Origin of the sequence: uncultured Allobosea sp. (assembly GCF_945957345.1) — a bacterium.
GTDB lineage: Bacteria > Pseudomonadota > Alphaproteobacteria > Rhizobiales > Beijerinckiaceae > Allobosea.
The window spans coordinates 19003-35652 of the sequence record NZ_CAMFKW010000026.1; the positions used below are offsets into that span (position 1 = coordinate 19003).

The following is a 16650-nucleotide window of genomic DNA, read 5'->3' on the forward strand; positions in this document are numbered from 1 at the left end:
ACAGCGTCCGCTTATGGCGCGCAGCAGCAGGTATGGAGGTCGGCTCAATCCGGAGTGACGGCTATCTGGGGAAGCGTTTCGCAGCGGGCCGAAAACAGACGTTCCCCGACAAAATCGACGAAGACCCTGACCTTCGGCGAGAGGTTGCGGTTGGAGGGCCAGATCAGGCTGAAATGGCCGGGAGCATCAATCCGGTCGTCGAGCAGGGTGCGAAGCTCTCCTTTCGCCAGCGGATCGCGCGCCAGGAAATCCGGCATGCAGCCGATGCCGAGGCCGGCGATGGTGGCGCCGCGCAACGCCTCCATATTGTTGCAGGTCAACACCGTGCGCGTGCGCAGATCCGGTTCGCCGACCGGCAGCGTGAGTGGCCATGCCTGGATCTTGCCGCTGTTGGGATAGCGGAAGCGGATGCCGAGATGCCGGTCGAGGTCGCGCGGACACTCCGGCCTGCCGTGGCGCTCCAGATAGGATGGCGCGGCGCAGAGCAGCATCTGGAACGGGCGCAAGGTCCGCGTCATCAGGCGCGAATCCGGAAGCTCGCCGCTGCGGATCGCGACATCGACGCCCTCGTCGATCAGATCGACGATGCGGTCATTGAAGTCGAGATCGACCTCGATCTCCGGATAGCGCGCCATGAATTCCGGCAGGACCGGCAAGAGCAGGTGATAGCTGACGATCGGCGTGCTGATGCGCAGGCGCCCGCGCGGCGCGTCCATCGTGCGGGCCAGCATGGCTCGGGCATCGTCGAGATCATCGAGGATGCCCCGGCAACGCTCGTAGAAGGCGCGGCCCTCCTCGGTCAGCCGTAGGCTGCGGGTGGAGCGCTGGAACAGGCGGATGCCGAGCTGCTGTTCGAGCTTGGTCACGGCCTTGCCGACCGCCGACGCAGAGAGCCCGAGCATGCGCCCGGCCGCGACGAAGCTACCGAGGTCAGCCGTCCGTACGAAGGCCATCAGACCATTCAGTGAATCCATCCCCGCCCCTCTCGATGCAGGATCATTCGAGCGTACTGTTCCGATAAGATTGGAATTACTGCCTCATTGGCAGGTATCCCATCGAGAATATCCTGTTTCGACGGAAAGGCGAGCACCAGCTGAGGTCGCGGCGCCGCTCGAACAGGGTCTTCAATCAATGACGCAAACCATCACGCGGCCGCGCGCGGCCGAACAGACACTCGTGCTCCTCTCCATCTGCCTCGCCGCTGCCGCGATGCCGCTGACCTTCACCGGCCCGGCAGTGGCGCTTCCAGCCATCGGCAAAGCGCTGGGCGGCAGCCCGATCGCGCTCAACTGGGTCACCAACGCCTTCATGCTGACCTTCGGATCGAGTCTGATGGCGGCGGGTGGGCTGGCGGATGCCTATGGCCGCAAGCGCGTCTTCCTCGTCGGCGTTGGCGCGTTCGCCCTGCTCTCTATGGCACTGGCGGCTGCGCCCGATATCCTGTGGTTCGATCTGGGGCGAGCGGCGCAGGGCGTCGCGGCAGCGGCCGCCTTTTCCGGTGGCATGGCGGCGCTCGCGCAGGAGTTCGAGGGGGGTTCGCGCATCCGTGCCTTCAGCATCGTCGGCACGAGCTTCGGCGTCGGCCTCGCCTTCGGGCCGATCGCGTCAGGGCTGATGATCGACGCCTTCGGCTGGCGCAGCATCTTTGCACTCGTGGTCGTTCTGGGGGCGCTTGCCCTGGCGTTGGGCGCACGCTTTCTGCACGAGACGCGCGACCCGGGTGCCGCCGGCCTCGACTGGCCGGGCGCGCTCAGCTTCACCCTGGCCCTGGCGCTCTTTACCTATGGCATCCTGCTGGCGCCGGAACGCGGCTGGTCCGAGCCGGCCGTGATCAGCGTGCTGGCGGGCTCCGTCGCGCTCTTCATCGCCTTCGGCGTGATCGAGCGGCGTGTCATGCGGCCGATGCTCGACCTCACCTTGTTCCGCTACCCCCGCTTCGTCGGGGTGCAACTGCTGGCGGCTGCGCCGGCCTATGCCTTCGTCGTGCTACTGATCCTCCTGCCCGTGCGCTTCATCGGCATCGAGGGCCTGAGCGAGATTGCGGCCGGCCGGCTGATGATTGCGCTCTCCGCGCCGCTGCTGGTTCTGCCGATCGCGGCCGGACTGCTGACGCGCTGGTTCCCACCGGCGGCGATCTGCGGCTCGGGCCTCTTGATCTGCGCCGCTGGCCTATTCTGGCTGAGCCGTCTCCCGCTCGGGGGCGAGACAATCAGCGTCGCCATGCCCATGGCATTGATCGGCATCGGCATCAGCCTGCCCTGGGGACTGATGGACGGGCTTGCCGTCAGCGTCGTGCCCAAGGAGCGCGCCGGCATGGCGACCGGCATCTTCAGCACGACGCGCGTAGCGGGCGAAGGCGTGGCGCTCGCCGTGGTCAGCGCCGTGCTGTCAGAGCTGACGGCCGGGCATCTCGCGGCTGGCGGGTCCGCAGTGCATGCAGGCCCGGCCGCCCAGCGGCTCGTCACGGGCGATATCGGGAGCGCTGCGGCTGGGTTGCCGCAGATGAGCCGTGCCGCGATCGTCCAGAGCTATGGCGACGCCTTCTCGACACTGCTCCTGATGCTCTGCGCCATCACCATCGTCACGGCTGTCGTCGTCTTTGCTTTCCTCGGGCGCAGAGAGCGACCGCAAACCGAGCCGATGGAGGAGGCAGAAGAGCGTTTCTGCACATCCGAAGCCTGACTCGGCGCGCTCCACTGCGATCTTGATGGGCGGCGTGCGGCCGGCAAAGACGGCAGGCGCCATCAAACCGAACGCGACAGCCCGGTGGCCGAAAGAGTTTACGCCGATCACCACGCCCAGCGTCCGCTTCCTGGCAATGTCCGAATGTCCGCGGCTGGCACTTAGCGTTCTGGGAGAATTGCAAGAAGCGCGGACGTTGATCGTCGGGCACAAGGTCACCTGCCCGCGGCTGCCAGCTTCGCGTGCGGTCAGGGACCCCTGCGGAACGCCTCGAACACCAGCGCACGGAGCCAGCGATGGCCGGCATCGGCATCCATCCGCGGATGCCAGATCTGCGACACGACGATCTCCGGCATCGGGATCGGCAGATCGAACAGCACGGTGTCGTATCCCGCCAAGGCCAGGCAAGCTGAACGCGGGACGAGCCCCAGGAGGTTTGAGGCCGAAACCACTGCGATCACCGCCGGAAAGCCCGGAACGATGACGACCACGCGGCGTGAGAGCCCCTGGAGGGCCAGCGCCTCGTCTGCCGGGCTGGAGCGACCCCGCCGCCGCGCGAACACCACATGGCCCCAGGCGCAGAGGCGCTCCGGTGTGACCGGCGCATCGAGGAGCGGATGGCCGGCCCGGGCCACCCCGACATAGGCATCGCGATAGAGCGTCTGGGCGCGAAGCTCTCCGCCATTCTCGGAGATCACGCCGATCTCGAGATCGACCGTACCGTCCCGCAGAGGCCCGATATCCTTGTCGGGCTTCGTCACGAAGCGCAGCCGCACGCCGGGGGCCAGGGCGGCCACTGCCGCGCTCAGCTTTGCCGCATAGAGCTGCGTGAAGGCGTCGTTGGCGCGGACAGTGAACTCGCGCTCCATGCTCCGGGGGTCGATCGGCTGCGGCGGCCGCAACACCGCCTGCGCGCCCAGGCGCAGCGTGTGGACCTGTTCGGCAATGGCCTCGGCATGGGGTGTAAGTACCAGTGCACGGCCGGCCGGCGCCAGGATCGGATCGCCGAGCGCCTCCCTGAGCCGTGACAGGGTGCGACTCATCGCGGAGGTGCTGAGCCGGAGCCTGAGCGCAGCCCGCGTCACGCTGCGTTCCTGAAGCAGGACATCGAGAGCGTTCAACAGGTTCAGGTCGATGTCACGCATGGCGCTCTGCGCAAACGTCAGTTGAATTCGTTGCGTCTGGTGCAAACCCTGGCTGCGGCATACCAGAATGGGGTCACCACGGAAAGTCCCCATGCCGCAATCTGCTCTTCATCCCCATGCCGACGGCCTGCCGGCGCCACGCCGCTACTTCGCGATAGCCGTCCTCCTCCTGACCCTGGTGCTCGTCGTGCTCGATGGCGCCATCGCCAATGTCGCCCTGCCCTCGATCGCTGCTTCACTCCATGCCGGCCCGAGCGATGCGGTCTGGGTCGTTTCGAGCTATCAGCTCGCGGTCCTGGTCGCGCTGCTGCCCTGCGGCGCCATCGGCGAGATGGTCGGGCCCCGGCGGGTCTTCCTCGCGGGCGTCGCGCTCTTCACCCTGGCCTCGGCGGCCTGCGCCTTCTCGAGCGCCCTGTCCATGTTGGTGGCGGCGCGGTTCGTGCAAGGTCTCGGCGGCGGCGCGGTGATGGCCCTGGGCGTGACGAATTTGCGGCTCTGCGTGCCGCACCGCCTCCTCGGCGCGATCATCGGGGTCAATGCGATGACGATCGCCATCGCCTCGGCCGCAGGGCCGGGCATCGCCGGCGCCATCCTCGCAGTGGCGGACTGGCCGTGGCTCTTCGCCGTCAACGTACCGCTCGGCATCGCCGTGCTGGCAGCGGGCGCCGTTCTGGTCCGGACGACGGGTGTGCCACGCCGGCTCGATGGCAGGGCGATGGCCGCCAACAGCCTGATGTTCATCCTGTTTTTCCTCGGCGCGGACCGCGTCGCGCAGTCGCCGGTGACGGGCGGCCTCCTGATCACCGCATCGGTCGCCTGCTTCGTCCTGCTGCTGCGGATCGAGCGCCGAAGCGCGGCGCCGCTCGTGCCGACCGATCTTTTCGCCGTAGCCGCCTTCCGCTTCTCCGCCATCGCATCGGTCTGCTGCTTCACCGGCCAGATGCTGGGCCTGCTCGCCTTGCCCTTCTATCTCCAGCACAGGCTCGGCATGAGGGCGACAGAGACGGGCCTTTACATGATGCCCTGGCCCGCGGCGGTGGCGCTGATCGCGCCCCTGTCCGGATGGCTGGCCAATCGCGTGAAGACGGCCTGGCTCTGCGCCGCGGGCGGCGCGCTGCTGGTCATCGGACTCGCAGGTATCGGCCTGTTGCCGGCCGGGCCGCACGGAGCGACCTTCATCGTCGGCACGGTGATCGCCGGCCTGGGCTTCGGGCTTTTCCAAACCCCGAACAACCGCATCCTGCTCTTGTCAGCGCCTAAGGCGCGCAGCGGCGCAGCCGGCGCCATGCAGGGCACTGCACGGCTGACCGGGCAGACCCTCGGCGCAGTTGCGATGGCCGCCATCTTCGAGATCATCCCGCTCGCGGTGGCGCCGGAGGTCGCACTGGTGCTGGCCGCGATCTTCGCCGGCCTCGCCGCGCTCGTCAGCCTCGGGCGTGTGCGCCACGAAGTTGAAGGCTGAAGTAAATAACCTTGCACGGCTGTCTGCTGAACCCTATTCCCGTTTCTGGCGCGTTACACCAATTGCGCGAACTCACGCTGAATGCCTGCTATAAAGTCCTGAGCAGGACCCGAGAGGTGGGTATTTTGCGTCGTCACCAAGCTGAAACTGACCTCGATACGCGGATCGAGCGATTTGAAGCAGACTGCCGGGTCGCGCACAGCGGCTGCAGTGAACGGATCGACGATAGCCAAGCCGCCCCCAGCAGCCACCAGCGAACAGGCGATCAGGGAAAGTGGGGTCTCCGGGCCGAGTTGACGACGGACGCCTTGTGACAGGAAGAAGGCATCAATCCGGGTGCGCAACTGCGTGGCGCGCGCGATCGAAACGAACGGATTCCCTTCGAAATCGGACGGGGCGAGCATCTGATTGCCGGCCAACGGATGCGCGGCCGGCACCACTGCGACCGCCGAGACACCAGCAAGCTCCTCGCGCCGCAGACGTGGATGGTCGAAAGGCGAATCGACGAAGCCGATGTCGCAGCGGCCACTCGAAACCAATTCGATGGTCGCCTCTGACGAATTTCCGATCAGTTCGATGTCGAGATCGGGGCGCTGGGCGAGAAAGCGCCCGATGAAGCGCGGCAAGAGATCGACATAGAGGGCGGGCAGAGAGGCCACCCTCAGCGTCCCGCGGCTGCGGCGCCTGAGGCCGGCCGCGGACTGGTCGATCTGCTCGAGGCCAATGAAATAGCGCTCCACGTCCTGAAACAGTGCTGCGGCGTCCGCGGTTGCGCGCAGGCGGCCGCCTGCGCGCCGTTCGAAGAGGGTGACGCCGATCCGCGCTTCAAGGTCGCGGATCAATCGGCTGACGGCCGGCTGCGAGATCCGCATGGCAGCGGCCGCCGTGGTGATCCCCCCTGAGACCATAACGGCCCGGAAAGCCTCGATCTGCCGCTGATTGAGCATGCGCAAACCCATAACATTGGATTCTTAGCCAAAGCCCGAATTATATTTGACCAGCTTCAGCCTGACTGAGAACCTCGCAGAAAATAAAGCCAAATCCAACAAGAGGGGATCAAAATGAAGGTCAGAGGACTGCTTCTCGCAGCAGCTGCTGCATGCGTGACCCATGCCATTCCCGCATCGGCTCAAGACAAGACGCTTTACATCGCCGGATCAGGCGGATCGATGGAAAAGGCGATCCGCAGCGAGGTCTTTCCGCCCTTCGCCGCCAAGCACGGCGTGAAGCTGGAATACATCGCCGGTAACTCGACCGATGTCCTCGCCAAGCTCCAGGCCCAGAAGGGCAGCCAGCAGATCGATGTCGCCATCATTGACGACGGTCCGATGGCGCAGGCCGCGGCGCTCGGCTTCTGCCGGCCGCTCGATCTCGGGCCGGTTGTCAACGATCTTTATGACATCGCCCGCTTTCCGGATGGCAAGTCGCTGGCCTTCGCCCTGCTCGGCGCCGGCTTCGTCTATAGCAAGGAGGCCTTCGCCAAGCACAACTGGCCGGCACCGACCTCCTGGAACGATCTGTCCGACCCGAAATTCAAGGGCATGATCGTTATTCCGCCGCTGAACAACACCTATGGCGTTATCACCCTAGTGCAGGTCGCCAAGGCGAATGGCGGCGGCGAGAAGAATGTCGATCCGGGCTTTGCTGCCTTCAAAAACAAGATCGGCCCGAACGTCCTTGCCTACGAACCTTCGCCTGGCAAGATGACCGAGCTCCTACAGAGCGGGCAGGCGGCGCTCGCCGTCTGGGGATCGAGCCGCGCCAAGGCGCTAGCCGACAGCGGCTTCGCTTCAGAATTCGTCTATCCGAAGGAGGGCGGCGTGGTCATAGGCGTCGGCATCTGTCCGGTCGCAGGCGGCAAGGAGAGCCCGCTGGCGCAGCAGTTCATCGCGCATCTGCTCTCGCCTGACATGCAGGTGGCCATGTCGAAGGCCTCCGGCCTTGCGCCGGTCAACAAGAAGGCCGTGCTGCCGCCGGAGAATCAGGCCGGCATGCCCTACGGCCCGGAGCAGGTCGCGCAACTCAAGACCATCGACTGGGTCGAGATCAACCGCCAGCGCGACGACTGGAACAAGCGCTGGGTTCGCGAGATCGAGCGCTGAGCAGCACTTGACATCACGCCGGCTCGTCAAGGCGGGCCGGCGCCTTCAGAAGCCACGTGCCTCGGCGGGCGCGTCGGGGAGCCTTGCCGTGACATCCGACTATGATATCGCTGTGATCGGCGGCGGCCTGGTGGGCACTGCGATCGCCTACGGCCTGGCTAAGGCCGGCCAGCGCGTCGCTCTGCTGGACGAGGACGACCGGGCCAGGCGCGCCTCGGTTGCGAATTTCTCGCTGATCTGGGTCCAGACCAAGGGCCTCGGCATGCCGGAATACGCCGACTGGTCGCGCGGCGCCGCCGATCTTTGGCCGCAGTTCCGGGACGAGATCGCAGCGCTGACCGAGATCGATCTCGCCTTCACCCGGCCGGGCGGATTCCACCTGTGCCTGTCGGATGCGGAGGTCGAGGCGCGGAGCTCCCATCTGTCCCGGATCAACGCCCAGCCGGGCATGACGCCGCTCCCCTACGAAATTCTCGGCCATAACGCGGTGCGCGAGATGCTGCCGGACATCGGACCGGAGGTCGTCGGAGCCAGCTACTGCCCGCTCGACGGCCAGTGCAATTCGATGCGACTGTTCTGGGGTCTGCACACGGCCTTCTACCGCTCCGGCGGCCATTATCGCAGCCGCCATCGCGTCCAGTCGCTTGCCGCCAGGGACGGAGGTTTCATCGCCACGACCGAGTCCGGCGCGATCTCCGCCGGCAAGGTGGTGATCGCCGCCGGCAACGACAGCCGCCGGCTCGGCGCGATGGTCGGCATTGACGCCCAGGTCCGCCCGCAGCGTGGCCAGGTGCTGGTCACCGAGCGCATGAAGCCCTTCCTGCACTATCCGACCATCACGGTGCGCCAGGCAGACGAAGGCTCGGTAATGCTGGGCGACGCCATCGAGGAGGGCGACACCAGCCTCGCTGTCGGAACCGATGTCCTGGCCAAGATGGCCGACCGCGCCCGCCGGATGTTCCCGGGGCTCGCCAACGTCAATGTCGTGCGGACCTGGGCAGCCCAGCGGGTCATGACCCGCGACGGATGCCCGATCTACGACGAATCCCGCAGCCATCCCGGCGCCTTCGTCGCCAATTGTCACAGCGGCGTAACGCTGGCGCCGCGCCATGCCCTGACGCTCGCGCCGCTGATTGCAGGCTCGCATGTCGCGGCCGAACTGCCCGCCTTCGGAACGGAGAGATTTGATGTTTCGACGGTTTACTGATCGCGAGCAATCCAACGTGACCATTTTGGTTGATGGTCGCCCGATCGTGGCGAAGGCGACGGACTCGGTCGCGGCCGCCATGTTCGCCGCAGGCATCGCCGCCTGCCGAACCACTGCCGTCGAAGACCGTCCGCGCGGCCCCTATTGCATGATGGGTGTCTGCTTCGACTGCCTCGCGGTGGTCGATGGCATCGGCAGCCGGCAGGGCTGCATGACGCGGGTCCGAGACGGCATGGTCGTCGAAACCCAGAAAGGCCGGCGGGAAATCGGACGATGATCGACAAGGCTCTTCCCGATTCCTGCGATCTCGCGGTCATCGGCGCCGGCCCATCCGGCATGGCCGCGGCGGCAACGGCCGCCGCCCTCGGCCTGTCCACGGTTCTGCTCGATGAGCAGCCGGCTCCGGGCGGCCAGATTTATCGTGGCATCACCGAGACGGCCGCTGCGACGCGCGCCGCGCTCGGGGCCGATTACCGCCGTGGCGAAGCGCTCGTCGAAGCGCTCGTCGCCAGCAAGACCAAGTATAGCCCCGGCAGCTCCGTCTTCGACGTCTCGCCCTCCGGCGAAATTGCGTTCCTCGCTGGCGGGCGCACGCATCTTCTCGCGGCAAAGCGCATCCTCGCCGCAACCGGCGGGCAGGAACGGCCCTTTCCCATCGAGGGCTGGACGCTGCCCGGCGTCATGACCGCGGGCGCCGCGCAGACCTTGCTCAAGCAGGCCGATCTCGTGCCGTCAGGCCGTGTCGTGCTCGCGGGCTCCGGCCCTCTGCTCTGGTTGCTGGCTGCGCAGATCCTGCGCGCCGGCGGCACGATCTCGACGATCCTTGACACGACGCCGAAAGCCAACTGGCGCGCCGCTCTGCCGCATCTGCCGCGCTTCCTCGCTTCCCCCTATGCCGCCAAGGGGCTGGCGCTGCTGGCGCGGGTCCGGCTCTCGGTGAAGGTGGTCTCCGGAGTGACCTTCCTGCGGGCCTCGGGCGGGGAGCGCCTGCGCGAGGTCACTTATCGCTGCGGCAGCGCGGAGGTGACGGTCGCAGCCGATGCCCTGCTGCTGCATCAGGGCGTAGTGCCGAGCCTGCACATGCCCGACACGCTCGGCTGCAGGATCCTCTGGAACGGGGAGCAGCGCGCCTTCCAGCCGGAAGCTGACGAGTGGGGCGCGACCTCTGTCGCGCATGCCGCCATCGCCGGCGACGGGGCAGGCATCGGCGGGGCGCGCTCCGCTGCGCGGCGCGGGCGCCTCGCGGCCTGGGATGCCGCGCATCGCCTCGGCCGAATTGACCGCGCGGAGCGCGATCGGCTGGCCTCGGATGATCTGGCAGCGCTGCAGCGCGATCTCGCGGCACGGCGTTTCCTGGATGTGCTCTACGAGCCGGCCGCAGCGTTCCGGGCACCCACCGGCGACACGATCGTTTGCCGCTGCGAGGAGGTGCGGGCCTCGAAGATCGAGGCGGCGATCGCGCAGGGTATCCTGGGTCCCAACCAGCTGAAGTTCTTCATGCGCTGCGGCATGGGGCCCTGCCAGGGCCGTCTCTGCGGCCTGAGCGTGACCGAGATGTTCGCGCAGGCGCGGGGCGTCTCGCCGGCCGAGATCGGCCATTATCGCCTGCGGACACCGATCAAGCCCGTGACCGTCGCGGAGATGGCCTCCCTGCCGTTCGGCGAACATGCCGACAAAGCCGTCGTGAGGTTGTGACGATGAATGTTGCCCCCCTGATCGTGAACGGCGCTGCCGACATCTCCTGGCTGCATACGGGATACTTCGAGGATGCCCCCGTGCTGGCCGATCCGGCGATCGCGCGCCTGATCGCCCTGGAAGAGACGCGCCAGCGCGAGTCTGTCGAACTGGTCGCTTCGGAGAATTTCGTCAGCCGGGCCGTCCTCGCAGCGCAGGGCTCGGCCTTCACCAACAAGACGGTGGTCGGGTATCCCGGAAGGCGCTTCCATGCCGGTGCGGAATGGGCCGACGAGTTGGAGCGGTTGGCGATCGAGCGGGCCTGCGCGGCGTTCTCGTGCCGCTTCGCCAATGTCCAGCCGCATTCCGGCATCCAGGCCAATCTCGCGGTGTTCCGGGCGCTGCTCTCGCCGGGAGACGGCGTCCTCTCGATGTCCGGCCAGGCCGGCGGGCATTTCAGCCATGGCGGCGGATCCAATCTCAGCGGCTCGATGGCGCAGGCGAGCTTCTACGGCGTCGAGCGCAAGAACGGCCTGATCGACTATGAGGAGGTCCGCAGCCTCTCGAACGCCCATAAGCCGAAGCTGATCGTCGCGGGCGGAGCAGCCTATCCGCGCGCCATCGACTTTGCGGCCCTGCGCACCATCGCCGACGAGGTCGGCGCGAAGCTGCTGGTCGATATCGCGCATTTCGCCGGTCTCGTGGTCGCCAGCGCGCATCCGCACCCCTTCCCCTTCGCCGACATCGTCACGACGACGACCTACAAATCCCTGCGCGGCGCACGCGGCGGGCTGATCCTGACCAATGACGAAGACATCGCGGTCGCGCTGGAAAAGGCCCTGTCTCCCGGCGTCCAGGGCAGCCCCCTGCTGCATGCGATCGCCGCCAAGGCCGTCTGCCTCGGCGAAGTTCTACGGCCGGAATTCTCCGCCTATGGCCGGGCCGTGCTGGAGAATGCCCGCGCCTTCGCTGAGGAACTCCAGGCGTTGGGTATCCCGGTCTCGACCGGCGGCACCGACACGCCGCTGGTCATCGCCGATCTGCGGTCGCTGGGCCTGCGCGGGCAGGCGATGGTCGAGAGCCTCGACCGCGCCGGCATCACCTGCAATCGCTGCGAGATCCCCTTCGACGAGACGGATCCGGCGCAGACATCCGGGCTGCGCTTCGGATTGTCCGCCTGCACGACGCGCGGCCTCGAGACTGAGGGCTCCCGTCAGGTTGCGCGCTGGATCGCCGAAATCCTCCACGGCCACGCCTCCGGCGACAAGGCCATGGCAACTCGCGAGGCGGAGATAAAACTCCGCGCGGCCGCCTTGATGGCGCCGCTGCCGCTCTACCCCGAAACAGGCGGGGACGGCCGATGAGCTATCTGCGGATCGAGCAGCTCACAAAGGAATTCGGCAGCTACAGGGCCGTCGAGGGGCTGACGCTGACGATCGAGAAGGGCGAATTCGTCTCCCTGCTCGGCCCATCGGGTTGCGGGAAGACCACGACGCTCCAGATGATCGCCGGCTTCGTCGAGCCCAGCGCCGGCAGCGTCGTGCTCGGCGGCAAGGACCTGCTCGCCGTGCCGCCCTATAAACGCGGCCTCGGCATCGTCTTTCAAAGCTATGCGCTGTTCCCGCATATGACGGCAGCGGAGAACGTCGCCTTCGGCCTGGAGATGGCGGGCGTCGGCCGCGACGAAAGGCGGCGCAGGGCCGGCGACATGCTCGAACTGGTCGGGCTCAGCGGCTTCGCCGACCGGTTCCCGCGCCGGATGTCGGGCGGGCAGCAACAGCGCGTCGCCCTCGCACGCGCGCTGGTCATCCGGCCGAGCATCCTCCTGCTCGACGAACCCCTGTCCAATCTCGATGCCAAGCTGCGCGAGGGCATGCAGGTGGAACTGCGGCAGATCCAGCGCCAGCTCGGCACCACGACGGTGCTCGTCACCCATGATCAGGCCGAGGCGATGGCGCTGTCGGACCGGATCGTCGTGATGAACAAGGGCCGCGCCGAGCAAGTCGGGCCGCCGGAAGAGACCTATGAACGGCCCGCTTCGGCCTTCGTCTCGGATTTCCTCGGCCGCACGAACACCTTGACGGCGCAGGTCGATGGCGAGGGTACGGTCCGGCTGAGGGGCGTCGCGATCCCGATGGCGAAGCTCGCGCCGGGGCCGGTCTCGCTTTCGGTCAGGCCCGAAAAGGTCGGCTTCACGGAAGCGGGCGCTGGCTTCGTCAACGCCGTCGTGACGGCGAAGGTCTTCCAGGGGACGCACTGGCTCTATCAGCTCGAGACGCCTGACGGGGCGGTCGTTGTCATCCGCCAGAACGATGGCAGCGGCGGCCCCGCCGAAGGCGCGTCGGTCGGCCTGCGCTGGGCAGTCGAGCATTGTCTGGTCGAGCCCGAGCGGCGGAGCGCCCCATGAGCGCAGCGGTTTCCGGAGACGGGCGTTCGCGAAACTGGGCGCCCTATCTGCTCAGCGGCCCGGCGCTCCTGCTCTTCATCGGCGTCGTGGTCGCTCCGATTGCGATGACGGCCCTGCTGTCCTTCCAGAGCTGGGACCGGGTCAAGGGCATCGGCGACGTGCTGGTGCTCGCTCACTGGCGCGAGGTGCTGTCGGATGGATACTTTGCCGAGATGTTCTTGCGGACCTTGCGGCTTTCGGTGATCGTCACGGTTCTGACCGCGGTCATCGGCGCCCCGGAAGCCTATATCCTTCACCGCATGACGTCGCGCTGGAAGGGCGTCTGCCTGCTCGTGATCCTGGGGCCGCTGCTGATCTCGGTGGTCGCGCGTACGCTCGGCTGGGCCCTGCTGTTCGGCGGCGCCAACGGCGTGGTCAACCAGGCGCTGATCAAGCTCGGGATCATTTCCGCTCCGCTGCCATTCATGTTCACGGAAACCGGCGTCGCGATCGCTCTCGCCCATGTGCTGATGCCCTTCATGGTGCTCGCCGTTTCCGCCTCACTGCAGAAGGTCGATCCCAAGATCGAGCATGCCGCCGCGTCGCTGGGCGCGCGGCCGGCGACGGTCGTCTTCAGGATCGTGCTGCCGCAGGTAATGCCGGGCCTACTTTCGGGCGCCATCATCGTCTTCGCGTTGGCCGCGAGCTCCTTTGCGACCCCGGCTATCATCGGCGGTCGCAGGCTGAAGGTCGCCTCGACGCTGATCTATGACGAATTCCTGAACTCGCTGAACTGGCCGCTAGGCGCGGTGATCGCGATGATTCTGCTGCTGGCGCTCGTCGCCATCGTCGCCGGCAGCAACCGCATCGTCGAGCGCCGCTATGCCGAGGCCTTCTCATGAGCCGCAACGGCCGGCTCGCCTTGGCGTTTCACTGCGCCTTCCTGATCTTCATGCTCGCGCCGATCCTTGTCGTCTGCGTGGTGGCCTTCACGCCCGAAGGCTATCTCAGCCTGCCGGTGAACGGGCTCTCGCTGCGCTGGTTCAGGGCGATCGCAGACTATCCGGAGTTCCTGCGCGCCGGCTGGACGAGCCTGTCCCTCGGCCTTATGTCAGCGACGATTGTACTCGTCTTCGCCGTGCCGGCGGCGCTCTCGATCGCGCGCCATCGTTTCCCCGGCCGCGACGCCATGGCGACGCTGTTCCTTTCCCCGCTGATGATCCCTCATGCGGTTCTCGGCATCGCCTTCCTGCGCTTTTTCACCCAGATCGGGCTAGCCGGAAGCATGACCGGCCTCGTTCTTGCGCATCTGGTCATCGTCCTGCCCTTCGCGCTTCGGCTGACCCTGGCCTCCGCGATGGGGCTGGACCCACGCATCGAACAGGCCGCCATCTCCCTCGGAGCGACACGGTGGCGCGTTTTCCGGCGCGTGACCTGGCCGCTGATCCTGCCCGGCGTCGTCAGCGGCTGGGCGTTGGCCTTCATCCAGTCCTTCGACGAGGTGACGATGACGGTCTTTATCGCGACGCCGGGAACCGAAACCTTGCCGGTGCGGACCTTCCTCTACATCCAGGACAACATCGATCCGCTGGTCGCATCTGTTTCGGCCTGTGTCATCGGCCTGACGATCGCGATGCTGATCGTCATGGACAGGCTGTTCGGACTGGAGCGTCTCCTGCTGGGACGCGATGACGATCAACGTTGAATGTCGGCTTCCGGCGCATACTCCAAGGTCAGCTTATGGCGCCAGGCAGAAGAGCATTGCTCAATGCACGACGCGTGCATCACCATCCAAAACCGTTACGGGCGGTCGAGAGTGTTGGGGCGGAGGTCGCCTGCAAGGTATAATTTATCAATCCATACAATTAGTTAGGATCGACATAATGGCGGACAGGGCGGGATTCGAACCCGCGATACGGTTTCCCGTATACACACTTTCCAGGCGTGCGCCTTCAACCACTCGGCCACCTGTCCGGCGCGCTGCTTATGACTGCCGGCCCGCCATCTTTCAAGGGCCGAGATGCAGTGTTTTGCACAATCCCGCTAAATCATGCGCAATCGGTTGCGATCTGTGGCGGGCATGGTCACATCTGGTCGTCGGCAGAGTCGGGTTGGCCGGCGGAGCCACGGCACGGACCTGTGCGGCGGATGGCGACGGGAGCGGATGGTGCGGTTTCTTCTCCGGTTGATCGGTTATCTCTCTGTCGCGGCGGGATTCGTCGCGCTCGTGATCGATGGTGCCCGCTCGATCGCCAATGCCGGATTGCGCTTTACGTCGCTTGGCGAGGTGCTGATTGCCGTCATTCAAGAGCGCTATCAGCTCATCCAGCCGGCGGTCGAACGCAATATCCATCCCTTGCTCTGGGATCCGGTCGTCGTCACCGTACTGCACGCCCCGGTGGCGGCGGTCGCGCTCCTGCTCGGCTTCGCGCTGCTCTGGCTGGGGCGGCGCCCGCAGGAGGTCATCGGCATCGTAACGCGTCGGTGATGGCACGCCTGCGTTCCCGCCCCTGTCCGAACCGCTCGCGGGCGCTTACATAAGCGTCGAGCCCGAACGAAACGGAGCCAATGATGTTCTCCCTGCGCAAGAAGACCGAGATTCCGACTGCGGCCGAGGCGCTGCCCGGCCGCCCTGCGGCGATTCCGACCGCCGAAACCCATTTCGTCAATGGCCGCCCGTTGGCCGGGCCTTACCCGGAGGGAACCCGCAAGGCCCTGTTCGGCCTCGGCTGCTTCTGGGGCGCCGAGCGCAAGTTCTGGCAGAGCGGCGAAGGCATCTGGGTCACGGCCGTGGGCTATGCCGGCGGCTCGACGCCCAACCCGACCTATGAAGAGGTCTGTAGCGGTATGACCGGCCACACCGAGGTCGTCCTCGTCGTCTTCGACCTCGCCAAAATCGCCTATGAGGACCTGCTGAAGATCTTCTGGGAGAATCACGATCCGACCCAGGGCATGCGGCAGGGCGGCGATATCGGCACGCAGTACCGTTCGGCGATCTACACCTATGATGCCGAGCAGCAGGCGGCAGCCGAGCGTTCGCGTGCCGAATACGGCAAGGCGCTGGCCGCGGGCGGCTACGGCCCGATCACGACGGAGATTCGCGAGGCACCGGCGCTCTATTTCGCCGAGGACTACCACCAGCAATACCTGGCGAAGAATCCGGGCGGCTATTGCGGCCTGGGCGGCACCGGCGTCGCCTGCCAGATCGGCCTCGGCGTCGAGGCCTGACGAAAAGGGGAGGCATCGCCTCCCCTTCTTTTTGACGTGCTGGGTTCCTGATATGTTCTTGCGTCGACGTAAAAGCTTCGCTAGCTTTCCCAAGGGGTAAGGAGCGGGGCCGGAGATGGTGGCGCGAGTAGCGACCGTGGCGTTCGAGGGCATCGAGGCGCGCGCCGTCGACGTTCAGGTCCAGATCGCGCCGGGCGGCGTCGCCTTCGTGCTGGTCGGATTGCCCGACAAGGCGGTTGCCGAAAGCCGCGAGCGGGTCCGCGCCGCGCTGCTCGCCTCGGGGCTCGCGCTGCCGGCCAAGCGCGTCACCGTCAATCTGGCTCCGGCCGATCTGCCCAAGGAAGGCAGCCATTACGATCTACCGATCGCGCTCGCCGTGATGGCCGCGATCGGGGCGCTTCCCGCCGACGCTCTCTCCGGTTACGCCGTACTTGGCGAATTGGCGCTCGACGGTTCGATCGCACCGGTCGCGGGCGTCCTGCCCGCGGCGATCGCGGCCTATGCGAAGGGGCAGGGGTTGATCTGCCCAGCCGCGTCCGGCCCGGAGGCGGCCTGGGCTGCCGCCGATATCGATATCCTGGCGCCACGCTCTCTGATCCAGCTCGCCAATCATTTCAAGGGCACGCAGGTCATGGCCCGGCCTGAGCCGGCGGTCGCGCGCCAGGTCGGCCCCTTGCCGGATCTCGCCGACGTCAAGGGCCAGGAAAGCGCGCGGCGCGTGCTCGAGATCGCCGCGGCCGGCGGGCATAACCTCCTAATATCAG

15 protein-coding genes, 1 tRNA gene and 1 pseudogene are annotated in these 16650 nt (G+C 66.7%); 13 read left to right on the forward strand and 4 right to left on the reverse strand.

What is annotated here, in order from left to right; genetic code table 11:
* Positions 1 to 44: 44 nt before the first annotated feature.
* Positions 45 to 974, reverse strand: coding sequence for a LysR family transcriptional regulator (locus tag Q0Q36_RS14165; protein ID WP_293798836.1), 930 nt, complete (start codon positions 972 to 974; stop codon positions 45 to 47).
* A gap of 157 nt (positions 975 to 1131) precedes the next feature.
* On the opposite strand from Q0Q36_RS14165, the gene Q0Q36_RS14170 reads away from it, so the two are divergent.
* Positions 1132 to 2682, forward strand: a complete 1551-nt coding sequence (locus Q0Q36_RS14170; protein ID WP_293798837.1) for an MFS transporter — start codon at positions 1132 to 1134, stop codon at positions 2680 to 2682.
* Positions 2683 to 2930: 248 nt separating this feature from the next.
* Here the strand turns inward: Q0Q36_RS14170 and Q0Q36_RS14175 are convergent, their stop codons facing one another.
* Complete coding sequence (locus Q0Q36_RS14175) at positions 2931 to 3827, reverse strand: LysR family transcriptional regulator (RefSeq protein WP_293798839.1); 897 nt, start codon at positions 3825 to 3827, stop codon at positions 2931 to 2933.
* A 91-nt stretch (positions 3828 to 3918) separates the two neighbouring features.
* Here Q0Q36_RS14175 and Q0Q36_RS14180 point away from each other — a divergent pair, with 91 nt between their 5' ends.
* Entirely contained in the window at positions 3919 to 5289 is a 1371-nt protein-coding gene (locus Q0Q36_RS14180) for an MFS transporter (protein ID WP_293798840.1), read from the forward strand.
* A 53-nt stretch (positions 5290 to 5342) separates the two neighbouring features.
* Here the strand turns inward: Q0Q36_RS14180 and Q0Q36_RS14185 are convergent, their stop codons facing one another.
* Complete coding sequence (locus Q0Q36_RS14185; RefSeq protein WP_293798841.1) at positions 5343 to 6248, reverse strand: LysR substrate-binding domain-containing protein; 906 nt, start codon at positions 6246 to 6248, stop codon at positions 5343 to 5345.
* Between the two features lie 102 nt (positions 6249 to 6350).
* On the opposite strand from Q0Q36_RS14185, the gene Q0Q36_RS14190 reads away from it, so the two are divergent.
* The 8 genes from Q0Q36_RS14190 to Q0Q36_RS14225 all read left to right on the forward strand — a co-directional run bounded on the left by Q0Q36_RS14190 (position 6351) and on the right by Q0Q36_RS14225 (position 14363).
* On the forward strand, positions 6351 to 7391 hold the full coding sequence (locus Q0Q36_RS14190) for an ABC transporter substrate-binding protein (RefSeq protein WP_293798842.1): 1041 nt from the start codon (positions 6351 to 6353) through the stop codon (positions 7389 to 7391).
* A gap of 88 nt (positions 7392 to 7479) precedes the next feature.
* Positions 7480 to 8598, forward strand: a complete 1119-nt coding sequence (locus Q0Q36_RS14195) for an FAD-binding oxidoreductase (RefSeq protein WP_293798844.1) — start codon at positions 7480 to 7482, stop codon at positions 8596 to 8598.
* Complete coding sequence (locus Q0Q36_RS14200) at positions 8579 to 8875, forward strand: (2Fe-2S)-binding protein (protein ID WP_293798845.1); 297 nt, start codon at positions 8579 to 8581, stop codon at positions 8873 to 8875. The genes Q0Q36_RS14195 and Q0Q36_RS14200 overlap by 20 nt, the downstream gene beginning before the upstream one ends.
* Positions 8872 to 10293 (forward strand): NAD(P)/FAD-dependent oxidoreductase, encoded by a 1422-nt coding sequence (locus tag Q0Q36_RS14205; RefSeq protein WP_293798846.1) that lies wholly within the window; start codon positions 8872 to 8874, stop codon positions 10291 to 10293. Before Q0Q36_RS14200 ends, Q0Q36_RS14205 begins: the two co-directional genes overlap by 4 nt.
* A 2-nt stretch (positions 10294 to 10295) precedes the next feature.
* A complete protein-coding gene (gene glyA / locus Q0Q36_RS14210) occupies positions 10296 to 11636 on the forward strand; it encodes a serine hydroxymethyltransferase (protein ID WP_293798847.1) in 1341 nt (446 codons plus the stop codon).
* Complete coding sequence (locus tag Q0Q36_RS14215; RefSeq protein WP_293798849.1) at positions 11633 to 12679, forward strand: ABC transporter ATP-binding protein; 1047 nt, start codon at positions 11633 to 11635, stop codon at positions 12677 to 12679. Before glyA ends, Q0Q36_RS14215 begins: the two co-directional genes overlap by 4 nt.
* Positions 12676 to 13560 (forward strand): ABC transporter permease, encoded by an 885-nt coding sequence (locus Q0Q36_RS14220; RefSeq protein WP_293798850.1) that lies wholly within the window; start codon positions 12676 to 12678, stop codon positions 13558 to 13560. Before Q0Q36_RS14215 ends, Q0Q36_RS14220 begins: the two co-directional genes overlap by 4 nt.
* Positions 13557 to 14363: an ABC transporter permease gene (locus Q0Q36_RS14225; RefSeq protein WP_293798851.1), complete on the forward strand. Its 807-nt coding sequence runs from the start codon at positions 13557 to 13559 to the stop codon at positions 14361 to 14363. The genes Q0Q36_RS14220 and Q0Q36_RS14225 overlap by 4 nt, the downstream gene beginning before the upstream one ends.
* Before the next feature lie 179 nt (positions 14364 to 14542).
* Here Q0Q36_RS14225 and Q0Q36_RS14230 read toward each other — a convergent pair.
* Positions 14543 to 14632, reverse strand: a tRNA-Ser gene (locus Q0Q36_RS14230).
* 190 nt (positions 14633 to 14822) lie between these two features.
* Between Q0Q36_RS14230 and Q0Q36_RS14235 the strand changes: the two genes are divergently transcribed.
* The 3 genes and pseudogenes from Q0Q36_RS14235 to Q0Q36_RS14245 all read left to right on the forward strand — a co-directional run.
* Positions 14823 to 15146: a hypothetical protein gene (locus Q0Q36_RS14235; protein ID WP_293798852.1), complete on the forward strand. Its 324-nt coding sequence runs from the start codon at positions 14823 to 14825 to the stop codon at positions 15144 to 15146.
* 83 nt (positions 15147 to 15229) lie between these two features.
* Entirely contained in the window at positions 15230 to 15886 is a 657-nt protein-coding gene (gene msrA / locus Q0Q36_RS14240; protein WP_293798886.1) for a peptide-methionine (S)-S-oxide reductase MsrA, read from the forward strand.
* Positions 15887 to 16001: 115 nt separating this feature from the next.
* Positions 16002 to 16649: pseudogene (locus tag Q0Q36_RS14245) on the forward strand (magnesium chelatase domain-containing protein); the annotation flags it as partial.
* Position 16650 lies beyond the last annotated feature (1 nt).